Raw genomic sequence first — 24,723 nt, forward strand, 5'->3', positions numbered from 1 at the left:
TGCTGGCGAAAAGAACTGGGCAATGGGTTATTCGATGATAGTCCCAAGGAACGGCGACGCGCTCGCCACGCTTACTCGCTGGCCAGCTGTGGCTGGCCGACGTCGCGCCAACGGGCCTCGAGCAACATGACCGTGATCGAAGCGAGCACCAGCGCCACGGCAATGCCGACGAAGGCGAGAACAAATGTGCCGGTCGCATCCTTTATCCAACCGATAAAGTACGGCAACAAAAATCCCGACGACACGCCTATGCTCGTGATCAGCGCGATGCCGGCCGCCGCGGCGCGATCGGTGAGGATGCGGCTAGGCAACTGCCAGAAGGTCGTGATGCTGCAGAAGCAGGCCGCGGAGCCGATCGAGAGGGCGATGATCGACTGGTACGGAGATTTCAGCAGGAGGGCCACCGAGAGCGCGGCAGCGCAAACCAGCTGGGGTCCTGCCACATGCCAGGCGCTGACCTGGTGGCGGCTGACCACACGGCCCCAGATCAGCGTCGCAACCAGCGCGACGCCGAACGGAATCGCCGTGATCAGCCCGATGTCCACGAGGCTGTAGTTCACACCAAAAGTGCGTTCGAACGTTTTGACGACCTGCGGCAGGAAGTAGAGCAGGCCGATGATGCCGGCGTTGGTACCGAAGTAGACGAGACCGAGCGCCCAGACTTTCGGATTGGTGAGCGCTCGCACGGCGCTCGACGGCGTGGTGGCGGCCGCCGCCTCGGCCCGTTCGGCCGCCAGCGCCGCGGCGATTTCACTCTTTTCCTCGTTGGAGAGCCAGGGGGAGCGGGATGGATCGTCCGCCAGCCGGAAGTAGACGATGCCCGCCAGGATGATCGCGGGGATTCCCTCCAGCAGAATCATGGCGCGCCAGCCGGTGACGCCGAACACGTTCGCGTGTGCCATCAGCCAGGTGGATACCGGTGCCCCGAGCATGCCGGTCAGCGGGATCGCCGTCACGAACAGGGACATCACCCATACGCGATTGCGCGCGGGCATCCACAGCGTGAGGTAATACACCATGCCCGGAAACAGGCCGGCTTCGAACGCACCGAGAAAGAAGCGGGCGACATAAAGCCAGCGCGAGTCGGGCACGAAGCCCGTGAGCGAGGAGAGCAGGCCCCAGCTCAGCAGAATGCGTGTCATCCATAGCCGCGCCCCAAACCGATGCATGCACAGATTGCTCGGTACTTCGAACAGGATGTAACCGAGAAAAAACAGACTTGCCGCGAAGCCGTATTGCGCCGTGGTCATGTGGAGTTCGGCGTTCATGGTCAGCGCCGCATAGCCGATGTTCGCGCGATCGAGCTGGTTCGCGATGTACATCACGATCATCAGCGGCGCGAGCCGCCAGGCGATCCGTTTCATCAACCGATCGGAAATCGCGGGTTTGCGCGGCCTGAAATCCATGGCTTCCCTCCAGATTTACGCGTTGCGGAATCCTCTCGAGAATGATTAGGCGCCAAGGCCGAGGGTACGACAATGCACGAAAAATATTGACTTTGTGAGCAAACGTCACAGGTGGGGACGGCCGCCTGAGATAATGCGGCGCTGTGCCCGGGGGACGGAGAAATTCTTTCGCGTACCCTGACGATATACTCTATCAAAGCATAAGTCGTCATGTGAAGACTTATTTTAAGGAAGCGATGGACACAGGAGCGTCATGAAGGCCAAACCCAAAGATCACGCGGAGCCCGGAAGCAAGACCACGAAGGGTCGCGCACCGATCAAGCGGCCGATGAAAAAAGCACCGCAGCGTCTGCCACGCGCCGAGCGGCAGGCACGCGTGCTGGAGAAGGCCGCCGAATATTTCGCCGAACACGGGTTGAACGCGCAGACTCGTGCGATCGCTGAAGCCTGCGGAGTGTCGCAACGTTTGCTGTATAGCCTGTTTCCCAGCAAGGCCGCGCTGATCGACGAGGTTTACAAGCGCGAAATCGTGGGGACCTTCAAGGCGATCTGGTTTGTTCAATTGAAAGATCGCAGTGTGCCTCTTGAAAGCAGGCTCAATACTTTTTACCGCGAGTACTATGAGACCCTGCTGACTCGGCAGTGGCTGCGTCTGTTTCTCTATTCGTCGCTTGAAGATCTGCGACTGGCGCCGGCGTACACGAATGCGGTCGTGACGCATGCGCTCGAAATCATCGTCACCGAGACGGCGCACGAACTGGGATGCGGCGTACCCGCCGATCCGGCGCATCTGACCGAGGTCGGCTGGCTGCTGCATGGAGCGGTTTCTCACCTGGCAATTCGACGCCGTATCTATTCGAACGACAACACCACTCCGGCCGACGCGGTCATCGCGATGCAGGTGCGCGCCTTCCTCACGAGCGCGCCGGCGCTGCTTCCCGCGCTGGGAGGCTCCCGGGCGTGACGCGCTGAAGGCCTGGTCGAGCGGGGCTCGGTGTTCTCAGTCACCGATCGGCGCGGCGCCAGGCTTCCGGTTCATTTGCCCGAGCATCAGCAAAAGCAGCGCGATCAGCACCAGGGCTATTGTCAAGCCGGCGAAGAGCAGCGTCGCGCGCTCGATGCCGGCGAACTGCACGGCGATGCCCAGTCCGATCACGGGTAGGGAGATCGCCACATACAGCACGACGAAGAAGCTCGACGTGACTTCCGCTCGCCGGTGCGCCGGCGCTGCCGACGCGATCTCGCCCAACCCGGCGCGGAAGCTGATGCCTTGCCCGATTCCTGCCACGACGGTGCCGAGCAAAAGCGCGCCGAGTGAGCGTTCGGGCACGCACAGGCCGACCCAGACCAGTCCCAACACGAGTCCGATGCAGCCTGTCGCTTGTCGCCATCGCGCAGCAATGAGCGTCTGCACGATCTGCCCGAGCGCGGAGCACGCGAACAGCAGGAACACGATCGAGCCGATGACGATGCCGCTGTGAAGGCCGAGAACGACCCGCATCAGTTGAGGCGCGACCGCCGCAAAGAAGCCCACCACGACGAAACCGGCAAACCCCGCCAGCGCGGCAAGGATGAACGCCGCGCGGACCTCGGCGGGAAGCGAAAGTTTCTGGACACCGAGTTTGACCCGCGCGGGAATCGCAGCGGTTTCCGGCACCCGGAAGACGGCGATCGCGGCGATGACGATCAGCGCCAAATGGACCATATAGGGAAACTGCATCGGCCGGGGAAACAGTTCGACCAGTATCCCGCTCAGCAAAGGACCGAAACCCAGCCCCAGCATGTTGGAGGCGGTAGCCGCGAACGTGGCTTTGCCGCGCCATGCAGGCGGCGCGAGTTCGATCACCGCGACGGTGGCGGTTCCCGTAAAGATGCCGGCGGAAATCCCCGACAGCAGGCGGCCTAGCATCAGAAGCGCCAACCCGTCGCTGAACACGAACGTGAGCGCCGACGCCGCCGAGACACACAAGCCCGCGAGCAGCATACGACGACGGCCTAACTGATCGGACCAGTTGCCGATCAGGAGCAACGCACCGAGCACCCCGATTGCATATGACGCGTAGATCACGGTGATGACGGTCGGTGTAAAACCATACTGCTGTTGGTAATACCGATAGATGGCCGTCGGCAGCGTCGTACCCATCATATTGATTGCGAAGGCCAACGCTACAGCCAGAAATGCGAGCGGGGATTGCGGTGCAGCGGAAACTGCTTTCATCAGATGTCCCAACGGTTGCTCAACGACTGCGCGCAATTATGGGCAATTTTTCGCGGCTCTGCTGAATGCAGGTCGTAGTGCCGGCTACGCCCCGTCGCAGCAATTAGTTTCCGCCGGGAAAGTATGAAACCTTCAGGTGCCTTCTTGTGATCGCCGGATGCCGCTGAAATAATCGGCACGCCTGCCCGTCCGATGGGCATGTCGCCATTTCTCGGATCGTTTCAACCCGGATGCGGTGCTCGACATAGCGCTTTTGATTTTGAACTTCAGATGACTATTGAAACAGTCGCAATTGCAGGTTTAACGACCCCTGTCTCGCGTATCGGCCTTGGCACGTGGGCCATTGGCGGATCGATGTGGGGTGGCACCGACGAGAAGGACTCGATCGCGGTGATCCGCCGCGCGCTCGACAGCGGGGTCAATCTGATCGATACAGCGCCCGTGTACGGCTTTGGCGCCTCGGAGGAGATCGTCGGCAAGGCCCTGGCTGACGGCTATCGGCACAAGGCCGTTATCGCCACCAAGGTAGCGCTGGAATGGCACGACGGCGCGGTGTTTCGCAATTCGTCAGCGGCGCGCATCCGCCAGGAAGTAGAGGACACGCTGAGGCGCTTGCGCACGGACTACATCGATCTGTATCAGGTCCACTGGCCCGACCCGCTCGTGCCGATCGAAGAGACCGCAAGGGTGCTCGACGATCTGCGCAAGGAAGGCAAGGTGCGGGCGCTGGGCGTCAGCAATTTCTCGCCCACGCAAATGGATGCCTTCCGGCGCGTGGCGCCGCTGTCGACCACGCAGCCACCGTACAACCTGTTCGAGCGCGATATCGACCGTGACGTGCTGCCGTACGCGCAACGGCATGGGCTGGTCGCGCTTGCCTATGGAGCGCTATGCCGCGGATTGCTGGCGGGGCGCATCGGCGTCGAGACGCGCTTCGAGGGTGACGATCTGCGCCAGCGCGATCCGAAGTTTCGCGAGCCGCGTCGCGAGCAATATGTCGCGGCCCGACGATCGCGCTATGGGGCGCGCGTCGTCCCGCGCAGCTGGACGGCATCGACGACGTGTTCGGCTGGCGCCTCGACGAGAAGGCATTCAGGCAGATCGACGCGATTGTCGCGAGCTTCGTCAAAGACCCTGTGGGGCCGGAGTTCATGGCGCCGCCGCAACGCGTGCTCGTGGCGTAACAGGAGACCGTGAACATGACAAACCTTCGACGCACCTTCATGATCCAGTCGATCGGCGCGGCAGCGCTGGCGCTCGCGGGGCGCCCCGTGTGGGCCGCGTCGCTTCAGGAGAGCGATCCCGCTGCACAGGCGCTCGGGTATACGGCCGATGCAAGCCGCGTCGATCCGTCGAAGTACCCGCATTTCAGCCACAACCAGCGCTGCTCGAACTGCCAGTTCTAGCAGGGTAAGCCAGCCGACGCCAGTGCGCTCTGTGCGCTGTTCGGCGCCAGGCAGGTGAGCGGTGCCGGATGGTGCAAGGCCTATCAGGCAAGAGCATGAGCGGCGGATGCAGCTGAGCCGATGATCAGCTAGCGCAGGCAGCCGTGGCGTGCGTCGACAACAAGGAGTGAACGGATGGAACTGATTGTGAATGGCGCGCATCACAACGTCGACGCCGACGCCGACGCGAACATGCCGCTGCTCTGGGCCGCGGGATCTGTTGGGACTGCACGGCACCAGGTTCGGGTGCGGCGTGGGCGCATGTGGCGCTTGCACCGTCCATCTGGAGGGCGCGGCGGCGCGCTCGTGCGTCACGTCGCTGGCGGATGCGCAGGGCAAGTCCGTGACGACGATCGAAGGCCTGGGAAGGCGGCGAACCTGATAACGTGGCGGACCGACAGAGGAGATGCGCGCAGGACTGCCAGGAGGCGTATCAGAACTGCCTGGCTGACGCCACTCGGACTTGTTACCGATAGGCGAGCGAAAGTCTGGCAGTGGCGGCATGCCGATCGGTTTCGGTCAATCGACGGCGACATCCAGCTCGTTGACAGTCGAATTTGAGCGGCGTCCGCAATCGGTCGCAGGCGCGCAAAAAGCGAGCCCGTTGCGCGGTAGGGTCCAACACGGCACATTCTCTGTTTTATGACCTGCGATTGTGAGCTCCCCGATTCCAATCTGAGTCTAATGACCACGTTTCCAACCCTGACAACTTCGCGGCTGTCATTGCGGGAGCTTTTGCCCTGCGACGCACCTTCGCTGTTTGCTGTGCATGGCGACGCGGAAGGCATGCGCTGGTTCGGTACCGATCCAATGACCGACATAGGGGAGGCCGACAATCTGATTGAGGTATTTGCTGACTGGTGGCGCAGTGGCTCTGGTGTCCGCCGGGCCGTCGAGAGACTTTCGGATGGCCTTTTCCTCCCCGGCGAGCACTTCAACGTCCGACACCGCCGCTTAAGTCCGAGTACCCGCTCGTCGTTAAGCATTTAAGCACCTTGGTTTACCTGGAGGATTTCTGGAAGCAAGTGCGCGACGCTCGCGCGGGAAGCTTTGGTTGAGTGTCGAGCAAACGCCAGTAATCGGCGCCTCTCGTTGAGGTCGCACTATGGTCCGAGCACCGTCGGGTTGTGCCTGCGGCGCACTCGGTCTATGAGGATTCGAAAACTCCTCCGCGAGCCGCGCTATCCTGGGATGTCCTATGCGGGCGACGTCAATGCCGAGCGGACCACGCGTGTAAGCTCGTCAAGTTGGAATGGCTTACGCAGCACCGTGAAGCGCTTGTCAGTGATCGTCGAGAGATCGACATCCGCGTAACCTGTTGCCAAGACCACCGGTAAATTCTCGCGCAATTCGCGTGCTTTTTCGATTACTTGCAATCCATTCATGCCGGGCATCGCGTAGTCGACCATCAGCAGGTCAGGGTGATCGACGCGAAGGCGCTCGAGTCCGCTCGGGCCGTCACGGGCGTCTGTAACTTCGTAGCCGAAGGCCTGAAGGCATTCGACGAGCATGCGTCGGACGTCCTCGTCATCCTCGATCACGAGGACTCGGCGTGCCTCCAGCGCGCTGTTATCCGAGACGAGTCCAGCGACGGCGTCGGGCGCTTCCTTCGCTGCGAGCGGCAACCACATCTCCACGGTCGTCCCTTTGCCCGGCTCGCTCTCGACACGTGCTATGCCGCCTGCCTGTCGCGCGATTCCATAGACTTGACTCAGTCCCAGTCCGGTTCCCTTGCCTACGGGCTTCGTCGTAAAGAACGGGTCGAACACCCGAGAGAGGACCCCAGGCTCGATGCCCGTGCCCGAATCGCTCACACTGACGACAACATAGCGTCCTGTGGCAAGCGTCTCGTCTGGCGCAGGACGTTCGTCTGCGCGGATTGAAAGGCGTCCGCCGTCCGGCATCGCGTCACGCGCATTAATGGCAAGATTGAGCACGGCGAGTTCAAGCTGGTTCGCGTCTGCCCGCGTCCAGAGATCTTCCGAATCCGTATGGGTCGAGAACGCGATGGCGGATCCCAGCGAGATTGAAATGATGTCGCGCATGCCCTGGAGCAGCGAAGCGACATTTACGGCCTTCAGGTCGAGGTTGCTCGTGCGTGAGAAGGTGAGCAGTTGCGCGGTGAGTTTGCCGCCACGCTCAGTAGCGCGTTTAATAGTCGCGGCCATTTTGCGCACACGCTCGTCATCGCTCAAGCGCACAAGCAGTTCCGCATTGGCCATGATGACGTTCAGCAAATTGTTGAAGTCGTGCGCAATTCCGCCGGTCAGTTGCCCCAACGCTTCCATCTTCTGGGACTGCACGAGCACTGCCTGCACCTTTGCCCGTTCGTGGATCTCTTTCATGAGCCGGTCGTTCGCCGTTGCAAGCTCACGCGTGCGTTCGCTGATACGGCTTTCGAGTGATTCGTTAAGCTGTTCCAGCGCTTCTTGTGCTTTGACGCGTTCGATCAGATGCTGCTGTGATTCCGCGAGATGGCTGCGCGACTCGTACTGGCGGGCACGGGCGCGCAGGGAAGATGTTACCGCACGACGCAATGTCTCTGAATTTAACGGCCGCTCCAGGACCAATACGTTCCCAAGCCGTTCAAGCATGTCGACGCTCGCAGCGGAACGACGCTCGGCGGTACGCCCCGAGAGCAGAATCACGGGGAAGTCGGACCAGGCCGCTTGATGCTCGAACCAGTCTCCAAGTGCACGGGCGCTGTCGTTACGAACCGATTCCTCCGTGATGATCGCAACCGCGGCTCCGCGCTTGAGTTCCTCCAATAGGCATCCCGAATCCGGACACGCGACGCAGCTTCGCTTATCGGTCACGAGAACGTCGGCGATGACGTCGGCGTCGCGGCCGAAGGGCGCCATGATGAGAACACGAAATTCCTCGGCCTTAGTCAGCATACGGCTTCTGTTTGCCGTTCGGAGAGGGAAGCATTGCAGTTTCCCCTTGATATCTGGGCACCCCCCCCAGAATGCCTTCAAAATCGCGCAGCGCTTCGCCTACAGTTAGCCCGCCGCTGTCGAGCTGGAACTGCCGGATCGAGCGCTCGTGGTCACCCGTCCGACTCTTGACCGCAGTAACGGCGGTGAGCACCTCACCGCGGCGCTCAAAGTAGCGGAAAAGCACGACCACATCGCTCAGATAGCTAATATCGATGTCGCTCTGGATCTCCCCAATCACACCGTGCTGTCCCAGCACAAGCATGGTGATTACGCCGCGTTGATTGAGATAGGTGAGCAGTTCGTGCATCTGCAACAGCAAATAGCGTTCTCCCGGCATGGCCTGCAGAAACGCATTCAGGCTGTCGATCGCGACAAAGCGCGCGTTATCGTCTTCGACGCTGCGACGCACGTCGCTAGCGAACTCGCCGGGTGAGATTTCGGCGGGATCGATCTGGCGCAAGGTCAGTAGTCCACTCTCAAGGTGCCGCCCGAGATCGATGCCAAGATTGGTCGATCGTCTTAACAGCGTGGCTCGTGTCTCGTCGAAGAGATAGTAGACGCACGCCTCTCCACGCTCCAGTGCTGCCAACAGACACGACGCAACCGTGGTCGTCTTCCCGACGCCCGACGGGCCGACTATCAGCGTGTTTGTCCCCGGGAAAAGGCCGCCGCCCAACAGTGCATCCAGCTCCTTGGTGCCTGTGCTAAGAGCGCTCGACGAATATTCGATGTGATGCTCTGCGGCTACAAGGCGGGGGTAGATCTTGATTCCGCCGGTATCAAGCGTCATGTCGTGGTAACCCTCGCGGAATTTAATGCCGCGCATCTTGGCGATCCGCAAGCGCCGCCGCTCGCCGCCATAATCGTGGACCACGTTGTCGAGGCTGATCACGCCATGTGCGATACTATGCAGTTGTAGATCGCCGGGTTCAGACGTGTTGTCATCAAGCAGCATCACTGTACAGGCGCGGGTCGCGAAATAGCGCTTTAACGCGAGTATCTGGCGGCGATATCGCAGCGGGTTTTGCGACAACATTCGAAGTTCAGACAGACTGTCGAAGACGAGACGTACCGGTTTGAGCTCATCGACCTTTGCGATCACGTCACGCACCGTTTCTCCTAACTCGACTTCCGCTGGATGCAATACGGTTTGTTCAAAGCGGGGATCTAGGCCTTCATCCGACAGCAGTTCGATAATCGTGATGTGTGCCGTGTCCCATCCGTGGCTCTCGGCAACCGCAACGAGTTCCGCCTTTGTCTCAGACAGGGTTATGTACAGGCCCGGCTCTCCGAGCTCAGCGCCCTTGAGTAAGAATTGCATCGCCAGAGTCGTTTTGCCTGCGCCCGGTGCGCCCTCGATCAAATACATGCGATCTGGCGTCAATCCGCCGCCCAGGATATCGTCCAGACCGGCGACGCCCGATAAGATGCGATTCGGCTGCGGCTGATTGGTCATGGCTGACATGGTCACTTAAATACGGTTGCTCAAATTTTCGCTGGTCTCTTGTTGCCGGCTGCGAGAATGAGCAATAAGTGGGCCAGAGACGCAGCACCGTCGGCGGCGTCAACCCTGCGCGTTGCTCACCGCGAGCGGGATACCCTGCGCTTTTTTCAGCCGACGGCATACCGCTGATATATCCGGCGATGGTCGAGCGACCGAAGAGAGCTTTGCTGCGGAGTTAGGGTGTGAGCAGCGCGACAGAAGGATCCTGCATGCCATCCACGACGGCCTGAAGCGCAAGGTGATAGACCTCGAGACTGCGCGCAACGTCGACGGCCATCGCTGAATCAACGTTGGCAGAGCTTTGCCTTGCTCGCTCGATCACTTCATGGCGACCCTCGACCTGCACGTGCACGCGTGCCGGCCGCACCGGCTTCGCTCGCTTCTACATCGCTGGCGCCGCCGAGCACCTGCCGCACCTTGTCGGCGAACTGCTGGCGGCTGTATCGCTTGCTCAGCAGTTCGACACCCGGGTCGAGTCGGCCGCCATGCACGATGGCGTATTGCGTGTAGCCCGAGGTGAAAAGAACCTTTAACCCCGGCAGCATCTGGACTGCCCTACGAGCCATTTCGGGACTGCGCAGCAGGCCGGGCATCACCACGTCTGTGAACAACAGATCGATGTGCACGCCGCTTGCGACCACGGCCAACGCCTGCTCGGCGTCGTTGGCCTTGAGCACTGCATAGCCGAGGCCAGAGAGAAGTTCGACAACGGTCGACTGAACCCTCAGATCGTCCTTTACGACGAGAATTGTCTCGTTGCCGTGCTTCAGGCTACCAGGCGTGGCCGCTCTGGTTTCAACTGCCGCGTCGGTGGAGCGTGGCAGATAGATCCTGACGGTCGTTCCTTCGCCGATCTCGCTGTACAGGCGGATATGCCCACCGCTCTGCTTGACGAAGCCGTAGACCATGCTCAGGCCAAGCCCCGTACCTCGACCCTCAGGCTTCGTGCTAAAGAATGGATCAAAAGCGCGGGCCATCACTTCCTGGCTCATGCCGGTTCCGGTGTCGGTGACGCCCAGCATCACATACTGGCCGGCGGCGACGTCATGAACGGACGACACGTATTCGTCGTCGAGCGTCGCATTCGATAGCTCAAGAGTGAGCTTGCCGCCATCGGGCATTGCATCGCGAGCATTGATCGCAAGATTGAGAATCACGTTTTCGAGCTGATGCGGATCGACGATCGTATTCCACAGCCACCCGCCACCACGGACTCGATCTCAATGGACTCGCCCAGAGCCCGCCGCAGCAGATCGTCGAGCGACCGGAGCTGACGCGCAGGATTAGTAACGACCGGAGCGAGGGGTTGCTGGCGACCGAAGGCAAGCAGCTGTGATGCAAGCTTGGCGCCGCGGTTGACGGCGTCGATCGCATTACCGAGTCGCTCGGCGCTCCAGTGGTCGCGGCCATGCCTACTTTCGAGCAATTCGAGATTGCCACGCAGCACCTGCAGAACATTGTTAAAGTCGTGCGCCACACCGCCCGTCAGTTTGCCCAGCGCTTCCATCTTCTGTGCCTGGAACAGTTCGTTTTGCGTTTGCTCAAGTAGCTCGGCTGCTCGCCGTCGCTCGGTGATATCGCGCGTGACTTTCGCAAACCCGACCACTTGGCCATCCTCGTGGATGGCGTCGATGATGACGTGAGCGAAAAATCGGCTACCATCGCGCCGCACGCGCCAGCCTTCGGCCTCAAAACGTCCCTCGCGTCTGGCTGTCTCCAGTCCCCGGAAAGGGACACCCGCTGCGACATCGTCGGGGGTGTAAAACCGGGAAAAGTGCGAACCGATGATCTCGCCGTCGGTGTACCCCTTGATCCGCCGCGCGCCCGAGTTCCAGCTCGTGACGTGGCCATCCGGCGAAAGCATGAAAATGGCATAGTCGGTGACACCCTGAACCAGCAGGCGGAAGCTCCGTTCACTTTTGAGCACCGCGTCGTGGGCTGCTTTCTTGTCACTCACGTCGGCGACCATGGTGCCAAAACCCTTGAGATGGCCCCCGCCATCGCGCAGTGCAGTCGTGACCACGTTTGCCCAGAAGGGGGTGCCATCCTTACGCAAACGCCAGCCTTCCATGACGGAGCGCCCGGTCCGGCCGCGGCCCGCAGGGCCGCCTCCGGTGCAGCCGCGGCGCGCTCAGTCTCTTGGAAGAAAACAGAATCTGGCTGCCCGATAATTTCGTCGGGCCGGTACCCGTGGATGCGCTCGCCGCCGGGCTTCCAAGTCAAGACAGTGCCCTCGGGCGAAACGGCGAAGATGGAGTAGTCCTGGGTGGATTTTGCCCAGAGTTGGAGCCATACAGAACTGAAAGCAGCCGATGAAAGGTCAATGTCGCTCATTTGTCGGGCTTGCGGAAGCTTCCGGGTCGAGCCTGGTGAAGAAGAGTTAGGCACTTCTGCAATAAATGGACCTGGTGCCGACCTTTCTCGGCCCTGCTGTAGAGTTTTGGCGGACTGAATCATATCTACCGGCCAACTGCTGTCGGCCGAAGTCCTCGGGCTGCAGTCGCCAGACGGCGTACCGACGGTATCCAGAAGTGCTGTTCTCGGTGCGTGAGTCACCCTGGCGATGATTGCGCCCACGACAAGATCGGCAAAGGAGAACCAGTTCGCCCGCGCAACGCCGCAGGCAGCTGTATCCGCCGTCTGACACGCCGTTTGCTCGGCCTGCTGACCCTGAAGCCGTTCGATGCTGCCGAGGCGACTGCCGCTTCTACTTGCTGTTTGGCGGTATCAACCGGGGCGCCGAAGGCGGCAAGGCCAGGCTGCCAAGCGATGGAAGACGTCTTTCGAGAGGCTGCGATCGAAGACGAGCGTCAGCCAAGACGTTCGTCGACCGGTACAGTGCCGAACAGGCGAGCAAGCTCGAATAGGGTGCAGACGCTTATCGGGCGCGGCGCAAGCAAAGGCATCGACGAAAGCGGTGAAGTCGAAGAGCGTCGCCGACGCGCAAGGCGCACCGTGGTGGTTGCAAGAATCGGTCCGAAGGATAAGTCCGACACTTTTCATTGGCATCGTCATTGCCGCACAAAAGCCGAATGCGATTGTATGCAATCTGTTGAACGATCGACGCTTGCGTATAAAACTCATCAGGCCGTTACGTTCGAGGATGGCTGCCCATACTCGCCGAGTGTCGTGGTATGCAGTTCCTGCGTGGCGGTTTCGGACACATCGGTCCTTGTAATGGGAGCGGCCGACATATGTTGTTCATCGAACTTCCCGTCCTTGTAGATTTCCCTTTCCGAGCCGACGACGATTCGTTCGAGCGCAGGCAAACGCACACATGCCCACACAAGAACCCGATGGATCAACACGATCGCCAGTGACGCTATGGCGGTAGGTATGGCGCGCGAAGCGCCCACGATGACACGACTCAGCGCTGCGACCAGCAAGACTGCAACGACGTAAGCGAATGGCGAGCGTTGACCGAACGAGCGTCGGCCCGCGATGCGTATGAACGCCAGCGCACCGAAGACCACCGCGACGGCGCGTGCGGCCATCTGCAAGGAGTATCGACCCGTGTTCGCGCTGAAAACCTTATCGCGACAGTACCCAAGAGCGTCTGTGACGGCTGCGCAGGACCTGCGCAGCCGTCACCTACCGTCCGGTTCGTCGGGCAGTTGTGAGGACAGACCGGCGAGCGACTTCGAAGTGTGGTCGGCCACACTCTCCCAGCGAGGCGAATGCCTTGCCCTGCCTACTGCTTCTTTGCGGCGTCGACCCTAGCTTCCGCTGCCTTCTTGTTTGCGTCGTTCTGAGCTTCGACCTTTTTTTCATCGGCCTTCGCCTGCGCAACGTTGGCGTCGTTTGCAGCATCCTGTTTCTTCCTGTCGGCCTTCGTTTGGGCCTGTTGCATTTTTTGATTCGCCCTAGTTTGCGCCTTCGCCGCATTGCTTCGAGCTCCAGATGCTTCCGCCGGTGTAGTCGCCTTAACGCTCTTCGCGGCCTTCTTGTCGGCGTCAGCCTGAGCAGAAGCTTTGTCTTCGTTGGCCGAGGCTTGCGCCTTCTCGGCATCGCTCTGTGCTTCCGCCTTCTTCTTGTTAGCTGTAGCCTGCGCTTCCAACTTCTCGCTGTTTGCCTTCAGCTGCGCTTTTTGCGCGTCGCTTGCGTCTGCAGCCGCCGCCGTCTGTTCAAACACGGTGGTGGCGAGCAATGCCGATGCGATGACAGCTACGAACTTTTTCATGATCGAAATCTCCTTGCATACCTTTTTTAAAGGCAAACTTGCGTCATTTTTGGCATTGTGACTTCAAAACCCACGAGGCAAGCAAAATGGCGGCGGAGCAGCGGCACGCGCTCCCCTCGCAACTTGAGTTTCGCGCCCTCGGTTTTTTCGTGATCGAGCGCCCCATACTTCGAGCGAAGGCGCGGTGTTGAGAATGAGGGCACGTCGAAGTTCGTTGCCGACATTGGGTGCGCAAAAAGTGTTCCGCAGACATGCTTGTTCGCCCACTTGCTCAGGAGTCCGGATGAGAGCATAACGTGTCTAGCAGGTTTGAAAGTGCAAAAGGATCTGCGCCACCGAAACGGCGCGCGTTAAGGAAGCGATTATCGCTGACTCCGCCTAGCGAAAGAATCTGAAAGGGCACGCTTCGATCCGGCGACGCCGAAGGCGTCGCCGATCATGGAAATTTGCGGTTTAGAGCGCTGGCGGAACGTCACGATAGGTTGCTTCGTCCCGCTCGAAGCGCTGCCAATATGGCGGTCGGCTATAGTAGCGGTGGATCGAATCTGCCCACGAGCGGTCTGCCATCGCCGGCCACGCGTCCTTGTCGAAGCCCGGTGCATTCCTTACCTGTTCGGTGCTTGCCGAAATCCGGAAGCATTTGTTGTCGGTATCGAGCGTTAAAGCGCTCCACGGAACCGCCAGCAACTTGTCTCCGATTCCGAGGAAGCCGCCGCTCGAGAGAACGGCATAGGCGATGCGACCGGAAGCGACGTCGAGCATGATCTCTTTGATCTTGCCGACGTCGTCTCCGTCCGAACTCAATACGTTGTTCCCATCCAACGTGCTCGCGGCCATTACGTCCGGTCCCGGACCATCCGCGGTCGCAGCGCCTTTGCCGACAATGTTCATCTGGTTTGAATCGACTGACATGATGTGTTTCTCCCAAAAGAGCCGAAGGTTGCTCTCGGCTTGTTTGGGCTCGCGCAAATAGCGTACCGCGCGCGATGGCTTTCTGTTCCTTGAACATTGAATTCACTGTTTCTACCCATCACGTCAATACAATCGGAAATGTAGCTATGGGATATCCGCAGTGCTGCCCCAGTCTTCGACGGCGTCCGCTCTCCAGGTTGGAGCGCCGTCTTAGCATTATCTCGGCGCGCGGGTCGGCGCCTCCGTTCGCTCCTTGCCAAGCCGAAAAACGGGGAGTTGTTCAATGACGGTAAGGAGCTGGTAAAAATCGACTGGCTTGGATAAGAAAGCATCCCAGATTATCGGCGCGTTCGGCGGCGGCAGGCCGCCCGACATGAGGATGACCGGTACAGCGGCGAGCGTCGGGTAACACTTCAGCCGTTTGCACAGCTCGATGCCATCAAGCTCAGGCATCTCCATGTCCGTGACGATTAAGTCCGGTAAGTGCTTAGCTACCTGTGCGAGTGCCGCCCCGCCATGCTCGGCGAGGAATACGTGAAAGCCGTGGACCTCAAACACGAATCGAAGCGCCACCAGAGAGTCGATGTCGTCGTCGACGAGCAGGACGGAATGCATGTCGGTCGTCCGAAAAGCCATGGGTCTTTGCTAGCATTCCGCAACGACTGTACCGGGGCGCCGGGTTGAAAAATTTGTCGGCGAGCCCTTGAAATTCGGATCCATGGACATATTTGCAGCATCGCTGAGGCAGGTTGTTCGCGGTCAGTTCGACTGCGAACTCTGCGTGTTTCAACCTTGTTCGTCCGCGGCCCGGGACAATCGGACTGAAGCGCGTTTGCGGGTCCGGCTCCTCGCCGCTTGAGGAGAGAGCGACCATGAGTGACTACACCCTCGGGACTGACCTCTTCAGCGAACTGGACCGGCTGCAGCGTCGAATGTCCGGCTTGTTTGGTGGCCTCCCTTCGAGCTTGCGTTCGAGTCAGCTCGGGACGTTCCCCTATATCAATATTGGCACGACCGATGACGCGATAGAAATCGTCGCGTTCGCTCCCGGCGTCGACCCTGCAAAGCTTGATATCTCCATCGATAAGGGCCTGCTTTCGATTTCCGGTGAGCGGACGACTCAGCGGGAACAATCGTCGGAAGGGACGCGACAAAATGCAAGGGAGCGCTTCAGTGGCTCCTTCCGGCGCATGGTTGAACTGCCGCAGCAAGCCAACCCTGACAAGGTCCAAGCCCGTTATGTTGACGGGTGCCTGCTGATTTCGGTGGGCAAGCGCGAAGCATCCAAACCGCGGGCAATTGCCGTTCAGTAAGGAGATGAATCATGAGCGACAACAGACAAGTGGCTCAGCGTGACCAGGGTGCAGTGACACTTGAGCAAGCGGATGGGGTCCGGCGTCGTGCTACGTGGACGCCTGCGGTCGATATTTTTGAAGACCCGCACGCAGTAACGTTGTGGGCGCACCTGCCTGGCGTCTCGAGGGAGAGACTGGAAATCAAGGTTCATGACGGACGACTGACTATCGAGGCGGAATCCGTCGTGCCAGTGCCGCCGAATCTTCGCCTTTCGCATGCCGAATTGCGTGCGCCGTTCTTTTCGCGAAGCTTTACCGTTAGCGAAGACTTCGACACATCGAAGATTGATGCAGTCTTGAAGGACGGCGTGCTGAAGCTGACCCTACCTCGCCGCGAAGAGGCGAGGCCCCGCAGAATCGAGGTCGGACTAGGCTGAGAACGGCTTGAACAAAATCCAGGAATCTATGGAGCCGGTGCCTTGTTGGCTTCGTGGAGACGGTGCATTCATGTCTGGAACCTATAATTGACAAGAACCTTTCGTTCCTGCGCCCGAGAACGTCAATGGAGCGGCGAACATGTCTGGGTCGTCCACTTTGCCTCCGGCAATCCGCGTTCAGCGGGCGGGGGCCCTTGTCACTGCCGCGCTCGACGCCCGTTCGGCTCGCGCTCCAGACTATGCCGCAGAGAATGAGGCACTTCATGCGTTGGCTGAAGCTTTGTCCACGTCCGATACGGCGATGCTTCAGAAACTGGTTAACACCGCGCTAGCGCTGTGTGGTGCCGGTAGCGCGGGCATCAGCTTGCGCGAATACACGGCGGGTCGGCCTGCTTATCGGTGGGTTGCAGTTGCGGGCCGTTGTGCGGACCTGGTAGACCGCGTCATTCCAATTGACGACAGCCCAGCGGGCGTCGCCGTCGAATTGGACTCGGCACAGCTATTTTCTTTTCCGCACCGACACTTCGATTGCCTGGCGAACGTCGCTCCGCAAGTGAACGAAGAACTCGTCGTGCCGATTCCCGGCAATCCTGAGCCTCTTGGCGCTCTGTGGGTAATGTCCCACGACGACCATCGCTTCGATAGCGAACATTGCCTCATTCTCACGAGCTTAGCTACTTTCACCCGTGCTGCGCTTACCATCGGCGAAGCTAAGGCGGATGCAGAGGCACGTGCGAGGGAAGCGGAGAAAGCTCGTCACGCATTATCCAAAGCAGAAGAGGCGAAGGACAACTTCATTGCGACACTCGGTCACGAACTGCGTGGCCCGCTTGCGCCGATCGATAGCGCGCTGCAGGCCGCACAGAAGCTGGCAGCCGAGAGTCCGGCAGTGCTCTCCGCTTTGGCTGTCGCCAATCGCCAGGTGCAGCAGTTGAAGCGCATCGTGAGCGACCTGCTTGACGCAGCACGGGGCCGCCATGGCAAGCTATCGGTTCGTTTGGCCCCCGCTCTGCTTGGCGACATAGTGAAGGATGCAATCGGCGCAGTGAGCCACGAGGTCGAGCGACGCCATCAGCAGCTTCACGTATATCTACCGGTGTTCCCTGTGACAGTGTTCGCTGACGCGGCGCGGCTCACGCAGGTCATCTCAAATGTCCTCGGGAACGCCGTCAAGTACAGCCTTCCCGGCGGTGAAATCACATTGCAGGTGGACGCGCCGGACCCAAGTGCGATTCCCGAGCATGACCTCACGCCGCGAGATGTGGTCATCATCGTGCGTGACAACGGCATTGGCGTTCCGCGCGACCTTTTGCCGCGAGTCTTCGACCTTTTCTCGCAGTCGCAGTGTGCAAGGGATGTGGGCGAGGGAGGACTTGGCTTGGGATTGCCGGTTGTCAAATATCTAGTCGAGGCGCATCAGGGAGAGGTGTCAATCTCGAGCGAGGGCGAAGGGCAAGGGACCGAAGTCGTTGTGCGGCTGCCCATCGTACGTCGCAGTACTGTTGAACACTCCGCTGCTACTAGCCATGGAATTCCGCCTGCTCGTATCCTCTTGGTCGACGATAGCGAGGACGCGACCGAAGCCCTGGCTTTGCTGCTTGCGTTGGATGGCCACGAGGTGAAGCGCGCATACGGTGGTCAGGAAGCGCTAGCGGTTATCGAGTCCTTTACGCCAGACGTCGCGTTGATTGATATCAATATGCCGGGTATGACTGGTCACGAACTTGCACGACGGCTAAGACAGCACGAACAATGTGTGTCCACTCGGCTGGTGGCCCTTACCGGTTACGCCGTGTCGACCGACGCAAGAGCTGTTGACGGTGGATTCGACGGTTATCTCGTCAAGCCGCCGTCCCTGGAGGCCCTCGCGGACGCCCTGCAGCGCTAGGCGCAGCGGCCAGAGCCTCGCCAATACTTTTTCATTTTCTTTGTCGTTGTCTCCGGTGCGGCGTCGGAGAGTGCACAACCGAGAATCGTTTAGCCAAAGGCGCATCTGGGGCGCCCACGGCGAATGGGCGCATAACCGCATCGGGATGCGCAACGCGCCTTTCGAAGCCCGAAAAAGAAGCGAATGAAGTACGCCGGAAACACTGCAAGACGCGGATCAGGATAACCACGGACCTAGCGGAAACGAGAAATCCGGTTCCACTCAGCAAATGTGCGTTTTACGCACGCGCGTCCATGCCGCCGAGAAACGAACGTCCGACCATACGGGACAACGCCTGTCGAAACTGAAGATTTGGAACCGAGCTGTTTTTCCACTGCATCACGTAAAAAAAAGGTTGCTCCGCGGTGTAGGTCATTTCGTTCTTCCCCGTCCAGCTAGTGTCTCGTCCTCTTTAAGGCAACCCGTATGCCTTGTTTCATATCATCCGGGCTGCTCACTTCCCAAAGTAACGTGTTTGATGTTTGGGATACGAGACGGCAATGGCAATTTCGCCGCCCGCAATGCTCTGATCAAGCGTGAGAAGATTCATTCGGACCTGGCGCGTCTTGTGCGCCGCATCGTCGCGGGCGATCGGGCAGACATGACCGTCATCGCGGAGAGCGCGACGGTCTCCGGGCGTACGAAAATGCGTCCTCGACCTGTTGCAATGCAGCCGAATCGGGGTCGAAGGTCTCGATACATTACACCCCCACGTATTCGTCATGGCTGAATCAGGTCGAGAACTGGTTTGCTCGCATCCAGCGCGACGTCATTGCACGTGGCGTATTTACCAGCACCAAGGATCTCGACAAAAAGCTCATGCGCTATATACGTCAATACAACAAGCAGGCGCTTCCACTGAAATGGAAGTACTCCGATCCATCGCGGCGAATCCGGTGCAATTCATCCAGTTCAACGGACTAGGAGATGTTAGAAAAGACAGCTCATGCTTTATTCCTGTCCGTTCGGCCGAGTTATGCTTTTTGCCGTGTCTCAAAACGACCATGCGAACCCATTGGACGGTCACCTTATGCTTTATTCGACGGTCGCCATTTATCTAACGGCACACGCCGCCTCTACAACAGCGGCTAGCGCCGCCCGCTGCGGCCCCAAACATATCGCACCCACCGCTGCCATCGGCCTTTCGATGCGGGCGAGTCGTGCGCAGCCTGCGCCTCACGGTCTCGCTGGACGGACTTCTGCACCTGTTCGTGGATCTGCCGAAACGTCATGCCACCAGGGCCCTTCAGCTTGTCGGGATCGGACTCTGGATCGCTATCGGGCTTGTCTGTCATTGGAGTCGCCTGGTGGGGTAATGGTAAGTGCGCGTTTCGAAGAAAATTCTGCGCAACGCCCGGATGCGCGCGTCACGGCTGAGGCGCCGTCAGTTGCTGCCCGCATTCGTAACGCGAGACCGGTAGCGCAGCAGATGATCCGTGCCGGATTCGGACAACCAGACTTCTCCCGGACGCCCCATCATCTGGCGTACGTTCGCGTGCGGCCGCGGCAGCGCAAACGTGTCGAATCGCTCGGATCGCGGGTCGAAGCGCACTAACGCGTTGGCGCTCCACTCACTGAGCCAGACGATGTCCTTGTCGTCGACGAATATCGCATACGCATGCGGATTCGAGCCCGGCAGCCGCCACTCCCGCCATTGATGCGTCGCCGGGTCAAACATGCCGACCTTTCCTGCGTTCCACTCGCTGATCCAAACGCGTCCTTTGGAATCGGACCACACTCGGCGCGCTCCCTGGTCCGGCGTTGGCGGCTCGATGACCTGCGCCGCGCCGCTCACTGGATCGATGCGTCCGAGATAGCTGCCAGCCAGGGAAGCGAAGTACAGGCTGCCGTCGGGAGTGACACAGATTCCATAAGCCCCGGGTCCACGCGGTGCGTCAAACACGCGCATGCGGGCGCTCGCCGGGTCAAGCTCGCCATAGATGCCGCTTTGCCCGGTAAACCAGAGATGGCCTCGCTTGTCGAAGACTGCCGTGTTCAGATTGGCGTTCTGTCGGTCCTCGGGCAATGAGAACCGCGTGACGGCGAGTGTCCCGGGGTCGACGCGCACGATGGCGTTCAGCCCGCCGTCCGTGATCCATGCCGCCCGATCCGGACCGATGATCACGCCGTGCGGCGCCGACCCGTTGCCCAGCTGGACCCGGTCGGCCTTGCCGCTACGCGGGTCCAACCGTCCGACCGCGCCTTGTGCCTGTGCGGTGTACCAGACGGTGCCGTCAGGCGATGGTGCGACATCGTGCGGTGCGCTGCCGGAGGGCACGGCGAATGAGTCCAACGATGGGGACTGGGCCTGCGCCGAACCAATTGCGACCATGGCGCCGACAAGAACCGGCGCGAGATACCGGAAGAACCGGGATGCCAGAATTCCGTTCACCGTCGCTGGAGCCGCTGCATTTGCGATGTGAATCACGTCCGCCTCCCTGACCAGAATTGGCTTGCGCTTGTGCCAACAGCTTATTGTGGCACTTGCTTGGGAATGGAGCATCGAGGGCCGATGCATGGACGACGACAGGCGAGCCGTTCAGTGGGTCACGAGCGGTTACCTGCCGCGCTCAGGACCGACGCGATGTCCGGACGCCCTCAAAACGGGCAGACGGCAAGCTTGCGGATCATTGCCCGGACGATTCCATGCGAGGTTCCACATACGATTCAGCGACTTGTTTCCCCGGTTTCCAGATGCGGCCGCATCAGGCTTTCGAACCATTCGATGAAGGCATCGAGCCGCCGCGAACGCTGGCGTCGGTGCAGATACAGCAGCGACACTGGCATCGACGCGGCACGAAATTCGGGGTGCACTTCCACCAGGTCGCCCCGGTCGATCAGGTGTTGCACGTCGAAACGCGGAATCTGGATCAGCCCCAGGCCGGCCAGGCAGCAGGCGATATAGCTTTCGGCGTTGTTGACGATGACCTGGCTCGGAACGGGGGCGCTGTGTAGCTTGTCGGCGCAGACGTACTCCCAGGGCTGTTCCCGTCCGTTGGTGGGTGACGCGTAACCGATCATTGCGTGACCTTGTGTCAACTCCTCCGGTTGCATGGGCGTGCCTCGCTTGCGCAGGTAGTCGAGGCTCGCGCAATTGATCAACGCGATCTGCCCCAGCGGATGCACCACCAGGCTGCTGTCGTGCAGGCTGCCCACGCGGACCGTGCAGTCCACTCCTTCCTGTGCCAGATCGATGGCGCGGTCGGTGGAACTCAGGCCGAGTTGCAGACGCGGATAGCGCCGCAGGAGCCCGGGCAACGCCGGGGCGATCAGCCGGCGTGCGATGCGGCTCGGCGCGTCCACGTTCAGTCGACCCGATACCTGCCGCTGCCCGGTCTGGAACAATGAGTCGATATCCTCGGCATCGGCGAGCAACAGGCGCACGCGCTCGAGCAGTTGGGCGCCGTCTGTCGTCAGCTGCACGCGCCGCGTGGTGCGATGCAGGAGCCGAGAGCCCAAGTCCGATTCCAGCTCCTGGACCGCGGCGGACACGGATGCTCGTGGCAGTTCCAGTGCATGGGCCGCCTTGATGAAGCTGCCCATCTCGGCGATCTGAACGAAGATGCGAAATTGCTGAAGTTTGTCCATGGGCCTTGTCTGCCATTTCGTTTTGGCGTGGTGACGACCGTGAACAGGGAAGATGCCCCTTCGCGCAGATCCGACCAGCGTACTCCGCCAGACCAATGTTTCGATTTTGCATTGGTCATCAACGCAGCGTGCGGCTTTGCAAATCCGCCGGATCGGTCATCGATGGATGAACGCGCCGATCACGCCCGCGCGAAATCCGATAACGACTTCAATGGATCGTGTTTCGCGAAGCCGAATGCAAGATGGACTGGCATGCGTCGGCCCTGGCTCCATGCGTCCAGGCGTGGCCGCCGGGCTGGCCGACGGCCGCGGGGACAATGCCTACTTGGTGGTATAGCCGCCGTTGATCAGGATGGTCTGGCCGGTGATCCACCAGCCATCGCTGACCAGATGGCGGATGAACGGCACCACGTCCTCGATGTCGGTGAGGCCCGTCCTGGAGAAGGACGAGAGTGCGGCCGCGCTCTTGTGGTAGGCCACGGCATCGGCGCCTTCCGCCGGGTAGAAGAACGGCGTGTCCATCGGGCCCGGGCCGATCGCGTTGACCGAGATGCCGCGCGCACCGAACTCCTTCGAGGCCGCGCGAGTGAAATGCTCGACCGGCGCCTTGGTGCCCTCGTAGGCGGCGTAGAACGGCGTGAACGCACCGAGCAGCGAGGTCACGAGCGTGACGATCTTGCCGTGGTCGTTGACATGCTTGCCCGCTTCCTTGAGGAAGAAAAAGGCCGACTTGGAATTGACCGCGCTCATCTCGTCATACTCGGCTTCGGTGATCTCCACGAACGGCTTCTTGAGCACTTTGCCGACGGTGTTGATGGCGATGTCGGGCTTGCCGACGGCCGCGACGGTGTCCGCAAACAGCTTCTCCACAGCGCCGGCCGTGGTGAGATCGCCCTGGAAGGCCGCGGCCTGCGTGCCGGCAGCCTCGATGGCGGCCACGGTTTCGTCGGCGGCCGCCTTGCTCGATGCGCTGTTGTAATGAATGGCCACCGCCTTGGCGCCTTGCCTGGCGAGGTCACGGGCGATCAGCCCACCCAGGTTCTTGGCGCCGCCGGCGATCAGGACGACTTTCCCTTTGATGGAATGGTCTGCCATGAGAATCTCCTTGCTCGTAGGACTGCGGGAACGTCGAGTCTACGCGCGCCTTGCGATTCGATAACCCTGTCCCGGCTGGATGGATTGTCCAGAAAAGCGATCCAATGAGGCTCGCAGGCCGGACATCAACGCGGACACGCGGAGAGAACAGCAGACGCTCGCCTGACGCAGTCGCGCGTCCGCTATATCCGTCCATACATCCCGCGCTATATAAACAATAAAAATGTTTTGCTTTCGTGGATGGTTTTTCTGGCCCAACATGAAGTGATTCTGAAAAGCACATTGGAGCGAGACATGGACAGCACTGCGGATCTGAAGCGTTACGAATTGCTGATCAACGGCGAATTCGTCCCGCCGAGCGGCGGCGAATACTCGACGAACCTCGACCCGGCGACCGAAAACCCGATTGCCCGCGTGGCGCAAGGCACATCCGCCGATGTCGATCGCGCGGTGCAGGCGGCGCGCGCCGCGCTGAAGCCGTGGAACGCGATCCGCGCCGCCGAACGCGGTCGCATCCTGATGAAGCTCGCCGACCTGCTGCGCGAGAATCAGGAAGAACTCGCGGCGCTGGAAAGTCTCGACGCGGGCAAGCCGATCGCCGGCGTCCAGCGTCAGGACGTGCCCGCCGCCATCGACACGCTCTCCTACTACGCCGGCTGGTGCGACAAGATCAACGGCCAGGTCGTGCCCGCGCGCCCCGATGCGCTGACCTACACCGTGCGCGAACCGGTCGGGGTCGTCGCGGCGATCGTCCCGTGGAATTTCCCGCTGATGATCGGCATGTGGAAGATCGCGCCCGCGCTCGCGTGCGGCTGCACGCTGATCGTGAAGCCCGCCGAGATCACGCCGCTCTCCGCGCTGATGGTCGGACGGCTCGCGCTGGAAGCGGGCGTGCCGCCGGGCGTGCTCAATATCGTGACGGGCAAGGGCTCGGTCGTCGGAGATTCGCTCGTCGCGCATCCGGGCGTCGACAAGGTGACGTTCACCGGTTCGCCTTCGGTCGGGCGCGGCATCCTCCAGGGCGCGGCGGGCAACTTCAAGCGCATCACGCTGGAGCTGGGCGGGAAGTCGGCGAACGTGATCTTCGCGGATGCGAACCTCGACAGCGCCGTGCGCGCGGCGGCCTCCGGCATTTTCTTCAACGCGGGACAGGTCTGCTCGGCCGGCTCGCGCGTGCTCGCGCAGCGGGCGGTCTACGACGACGTGGTCGAGCGCCTCGCCGAGCGCGCGCGGACGATCAAGCTCGGCGATCCATCGAAGCGCGAAACCAACATGGGCCCGCTCATCTCCGCCAAGCAGATGAAGAGCGTGCTGGACTACGTGGACATCGGCAAGGGCGAGGGCGCCTCGCTCGTGACGGGCGGCCGGCGCGTGGGCGAGCGCGGCTATTTCGTCGAGCCGACGGTGTTCGCCGGCGTCGAGCACGAAATGCGCATCTCGCAGGAAGAGATCTTCGGGCCGGTCGCGAGCGTGATTCCCTTCGACGACGAGGCCGATGCGCTGCGCATCGCCAACGGTACGGCGTACAGCCTCGCCGCGGGCGTGTGGAGCGCGGATATCGGCCGGGTGCATCGCATGGCGTCGGAGCTCAAGGCGGGCACGGTCTGGGTGAACACTTACGGCTACACGGATGTGCGTCTGCCGTGGGGCGGCGGGGGCGATTCGGGCTTCGGCCGCGAACATGGCGATGTCGCCATCGAGAACTTCACCGAGCCGAAGGCGGTGTGGGTTGCATTGACGCCTTGAGTCGCGCAGTCGCCGCGGGCAACCGCGGCGA

Annotated in this window: 18 protein-coding genes and 5 pseudogenes; 10 read left to right on the forward strand and 13 right to left on the reverse strand. The window is 60.9% G+C overall.

Annotated elements, in window-relative coordinates; translation table 11 throughout:
• Positions 1-71 precede the first annotated feature (71 nt).
• Positions 72-1,406 carry an MFS transporter gene (locus tag AWB83_RS11710; RefSeq protein ID WP_087045399.1) on the reverse strand — a complete coding sequence of 445 codons (1,335 nt, stop codon included), beginning with the start codon at positions 1,404-1,406 and terminating at the stop codon, positions 72-74.
• Between the two features lie 253 nt (positions 1,407-1,659).
• Here AWB83_RS11710 and AWB83_RS11715 point away from each other — a divergent pair, with 253 nt between their 5' ends.
• Complete coding sequence (locus tag AWB83_RS11715) at positions 1,660-2,370, forward strand: TetR/AcrR family transcriptional regulator (protein WP_087045401.1); 711 nt, start codon at positions 1,660-1,662, stop codon at positions 2,368-2,370.
• A gap of 36 nt (positions 2,371-2,406) precedes the next feature.
• Here AWB83_RS11715 and AWB83_RS11720 read toward each other — a convergent pair whose 3' ends face one another.
• Positions 2,407-3,624 carry an MFS transporter gene (locus tag AWB83_RS11720; protein ID WP_087045403.1) on the reverse strand — a complete coding sequence of 406 codons (1,218 nt, stop codon included), beginning with the start codon at positions 3,622-3,624 and terminating at the stop codon, positions 2,407-2,409.
• A gap of 198 nt (positions 3,625-3,822) precedes the next feature.
• Between AWB83_RS11720 and AWB83_RS11725 the strand changes: the two genes are divergently transcribed.
• The 4 genes and pseudogenes from AWB83_RS11725 to AWB83_RS37185 all read left to right on the forward strand — a co-directional run bounded on the left by AWB83_RS11725 (position 3,823) and on the right by AWB83_RS37185 (position 6,059).
• Positions 3,823-4,821, forward strand: a complete 999-nt coding sequence (locus AWB83_RS11725) for an aldo/keto reductase (RefSeq protein WP_279629085.1) — start codon at positions 3,823-3,825, stop codon at positions 4,819-4,821.
• A 26-nt stretch (positions 4,822-4,847) separates the two neighbouring features.
• A pseudogene (locus AWB83_RS11730) lies at positions 4,848-5,129 on the forward strand (high-potential iron-sulfur protein).
• Between the two features lie 75 nt (positions 5,130-5,204).
• Positions 5,205-5,442, forward strand: a pseudogene (locus tag AWB83_RS37180) ((2Fe-2S)-binding protein); the annotation flags it as partial.
• A 311-nt stretch (positions 5,443-5,753) separates the two neighbouring features.
• A complete protein-coding gene (locus AWB83_RS37185) occupies positions 5,754-6,059 on the forward strand; it encodes a GNAT family N-acetyltransferase (protein ID WP_244197680.1) in 306 nt (101 codons plus the stop codon).
• 206 nt (positions 6,060-6,265) lie between these two features.
• Here AWB83_RS37185 and AWB83_RS11745 read toward each other — a convergent pair whose 3' ends face one another.
• The 7 genes and pseudogenes from AWB83_RS11745 to AWB83_RS11775 all read right to left on the reverse strand — a co-directional run bounded on the left by AWB83_RS11745 (position 6,266) and on the right by AWB83_RS11775 (position 15,219).
• Entirely contained in the window at positions 6,266-7,966 is a 1,701-nt protein-coding gene (locus AWB83_RS11745) for an ATP-binding protein (RefSeq protein ID WP_087045405.1), read from the reverse strand.
• On the reverse strand, positions 7,956-9,473 hold the full coding sequence (locus tag AWB83_RS11750; protein WP_087045407.1) for an ATPase domain-containing protein: 1,518 nt from the start codon (positions 9,471-9,473) through the stop codon (positions 7,956-7,958). Before AWB83_RS11750 ends, AWB83_RS11745 begins: the two co-directional genes overlap by 11 nt.
• A 425-nt stretch (positions 9,474-9,898) precedes the next feature.
• Positions 9,899-11,846: pseudogene (locus AWB83_RS11755) on the reverse strand (hybrid sensor histidine kinase/response regulator); the annotation flags it as partial.
• A gap of 729 nt (positions 11,847-12,575) precedes the next feature.
• A pseudogene (locus AWB83_RS11760) lies at positions 12,576-13,006 on the reverse strand (YetF domain-containing protein); the annotation flags it as partial.
• 197 nt (positions 13,007-13,203) lie between these two features.
• Positions 13,204-13,692 carry a hypothetical protein gene (locus AWB83_RS11765; RefSeq protein ID WP_087045409.1) on the reverse strand — a complete coding sequence of 163 codons (489 nt, stop codon included), beginning with the start codon at positions 13,690-13,692 and terminating at the stop codon, positions 13,204-13,206.
• Positions 13,693-14,145: 453 nt separating this feature from the next.
• Positions 14,146-14,604 carry a PRC-barrel domain-containing protein gene (locus AWB83_RS11770; RefSeq protein ID WP_087045566.1) on the reverse strand — a complete coding sequence of 153 codons (459 nt, stop codon included), beginning with the start codon at positions 14,602-14,604 and terminating at the stop codon, positions 14,146-14,148.
• A gap of 216 nt (positions 14,605-14,820) precedes the next feature.
• A complete protein-coding gene (locus AWB83_RS11775) occupies positions 14,821-15,219 on the reverse strand; it encodes a response regulator (protein WP_159463036.1) in 399 nt (132 codons plus the stop codon).
• A gap of 257 nt (positions 15,220-15,476) precedes the next feature.
• On the opposite strand from AWB83_RS11775, the gene AWB83_RS11780 reads away from it, so the two are divergent.
• The 3 genes from AWB83_RS11780 to AWB83_RS11790 all read left to right on the forward strand — a co-directional run bounded on the left by AWB83_RS11780 (position 15,477) and on the right by AWB83_RS11790 (position 18,224).
• Positions 15,477-15,917 carry an Hsp20/alpha crystallin family protein gene (locus AWB83_RS11780; RefSeq protein WP_087045413.1) on the forward strand — a complete coding sequence of 147 codons (441 nt, stop codon included), beginning with the start codon at positions 15,477-15,479 and terminating at the stop codon, positions 15,915-15,917.
• Positions 15,918-15,928: 11 nt separating this feature from the next.
• Positions 15,929-16,336, forward strand: coding sequence for an Hsp20/alpha crystallin family protein (locus AWB83_RS11785; protein ID WP_087045415.1), 408 nt, complete (start codon positions 15,929-15,931; stop codon positions 16,334-16,336).
• Between the two features lie 139 nt (positions 16,337-16,475).
• Positions 16,476-18,224 carry a hybrid sensor histidine kinase/response regulator gene (locus AWB83_RS11790; RefSeq protein WP_087045417.1) on the forward strand — a complete coding sequence of 583 codons (1,749 nt, stop codon included), beginning with the start codon at positions 16,476-16,478 and terminating at the stop codon, positions 18,222-18,224.
• A gap of 277 nt (positions 18,225-18,501) precedes the next feature.
• Here the strand turns inward: AWB83_RS11790 and AWB83_RS36460 are convergent, their stop codons facing one another.
• Positions 18,502-18,639 carry a hypothetical protein gene (locus AWB83_RS36460; RefSeq protein ID WP_159463037.1) on the reverse strand — a complete coding sequence of 46 codons (138 nt, stop codon included), beginning with the start codon at positions 18,637-18,639 and terminating at the stop codon, positions 18,502-18,504.
• A 311-nt stretch (positions 18,640-18,950) separates the two neighbouring features.
• Between AWB83_RS36460 and AWB83_RS11795 the strand changes: the two are divergent.
• Positions 18,951-19,187: pseudogene (locus tag AWB83_RS11795) on the forward strand (transposase); the annotation flags it as partial.
• A 460-nt stretch (positions 19,188-19,647) separates the two neighbouring features.
• On the opposite strand, the gene AWB83_RS11805 reads toward AWB83_RS11795, so the two are convergent.
• The 3 genes from AWB83_RS11805 to AWB83_RS11815 form a co-directional block, all read right to left on the reverse strand.
• Positions 19,648-20,595, reverse strand: coding sequence for a Vgb family protein (locus AWB83_RS11805; RefSeq protein WP_244197686.1), 948 nt, complete (start codon positions 20,593-20,595; stop codon positions 19,648-19,650).
• A 335-nt stretch (positions 20,596-20,930) separates the two neighbouring features.
• Complete coding sequence (locus AWB83_RS11810; RefSeq protein ID WP_087045421.1) at positions 20,931-21,851, reverse strand: LysR family transcriptional regulator; 921 nt, start codon at positions 21,849-21,851, stop codon at positions 20,931-20,933.
• A gap of 321 nt (positions 21,852-22,172) precedes the next feature.
• Positions 22,173-22,946 (reverse strand): SDR family oxidoreductase, encoded by a 774-nt coding sequence (locus tag AWB83_RS11815; RefSeq protein WP_087045423.1) that lies wholly within the window; start codon positions 22,944-22,946, stop codon positions 22,173-22,175.
• Positions 22,947-23,240: 294 nt separating this feature from the next.
• On the opposite strand from AWB83_RS11815, the gene AWB83_RS11820 reads away from it, so the two are divergent.
• Positions 23,241-24,692 (forward strand): aldehyde dehydrogenase family protein, encoded by a 1,452-nt coding sequence (locus AWB83_RS11820; protein WP_087045425.1) that lies wholly within the window; start codon positions 23,241-23,243, stop codon positions 24,690-24,692.
• The last annotated feature ends 31 nt before the right edge of the window (positions 24,693-24,723 follow it).

Origin of the sequence: Caballeronia ptereochthonis, from assembly GCF_001545075.1 — a bacterium.
Classification (GTDB): domain Bacteria; phylum Pseudomonadota; class Gammaproteobacteria; order Burkholderiales; family Burkholderiaceae; genus Caballeronia; species Caballeronia ptereochthonis.

Excerpts from the sequence above, each read along its gene's own strand:
- AWB83_RS11725 (WP_279629085.1), top strand. The coding sequence starts at position 3,823 with ATGTCGCCATTTCTCGGATCGTTTCAACCCGGATGCGGTGCTCGACAT.
- AWB83_RS11790 (WP_087045417.1), top strand. The coding sequence starts at position 16,476 with ATGTCTGGGTCGTCCACTTTGCCTCCGGCAATCCGCGTTCAGCGGGCG.
- AWB83_RS11720 (WP_087045403.1), bottom strand. The coding sequence starts at position 3,624 with ATGAAAGCAGTTTCCGCTGCACCGCAATCCCCGCTCGCATTTCTGGCT.
- AWB83_RS11810 (WP_087045421.1), bottom strand. The coding sequence starts at position 21,851 with ATGGACAAACTTCAGCAATTTCGCATCTTCGTTCAGATCGCCGAGATG.
- AWB83_RS36460 (WP_159463037.1), bottom strand. The coding sequence starts at position 18,639 with ATGACCTACACCGCGGAGCAACCTTTTTTTTACGTGATGCAGTGGAAA.
- AWB83_RS11745 (WP_087045405.1), bottom strand. The coding sequence starts at position 7,966 with ATGCTGACTAAGGCCGAGGAATTTCGTGTTCTCATCATGGCGCCCTTC.
- AWB83_RS11780 (WP_087045413.1), top strand. The coding sequence starts at position 15,477 with ATGAGTGACTACACCCTCGGGACTGACCTCTTCAGCGAACTGGACCGG.
- AWB83_RS11820 (WP_087045425.1), top strand. The coding sequence starts at position 23,241 with ATGGACAGCACTGCGGATCTGAAGCGTTACGAATTGCTGATCAACGGC.
- AWB83_RS11815 (WP_087045423.1), bottom strand. The coding sequence starts at position 22,946 with ATGGCAGACCATTCCATCAAAGGGAAAGTCGTCCTGATCGCCGGCGGC.
- AWB83_RS37185 (WP_244197680.1), top strand. The coding sequence starts at position 5,754 with ATGACCACGTTTCCAACCCTGACAACTTCGCGGCTGTCATTGCGGGAG.
- AWB83_RS11765 (WP_087045409.1), bottom strand. The coding sequence starts at position 13,692 with ATGAAAAAGTTCGTAGCTGTCATCGCATCGGCATTGCTCGCCACCACC.
- AWB83_RS11775 (WP_159463036.1), bottom strand. The coding sequence starts at position 15,219 with ATGCATTCCGTCCTGCTCGTCGACGACGACATCGACTCTCTGGTGGCG.
- AWB83_RS11715 (WP_087045401.1), top strand. The coding sequence starts at position 1,660 with ATGAAGGCCAAACCCAAAGATCACGCGGAGCCCGGAAGCAAGACCACG.
- AWB83_RS11750 (WP_087045407.1), bottom strand. The coding sequence starts at position 9,473 with ATGTCAGCCATGACCAATCAGCCGCAGCCGAATCGCATCTTATCGGGC.
- AWB83_RS11710 (WP_087045399.1), bottom strand. The coding sequence starts at position 1,406 with ATGGATTTCAGGCCGCGCAAACCCGCGATTTCCGATCGGTTGATGAAA.
- AWB83_RS11805 (WP_244197686.1), bottom strand. The coding sequence starts at position 20,595 with ATGGTCGCAATTGGTTCGGCGCAGGCCCAGTCCCCATCGTTGGACTCA.
- AWB83_RS11770 (WP_087045566.1), bottom strand. The coding sequence starts at position 14,604 with ATGTCAGTCGATTCAAACCAGATGAACATTGTCGGCAAAGGCGCTGCG.
- AWB83_RS11785 (WP_087045415.1), top strand. The coding sequence starts at position 15,929 with ATGAGCGACAACAGACAAGTGGCTCAGCGTGACCAGGGTGCAGTGACA.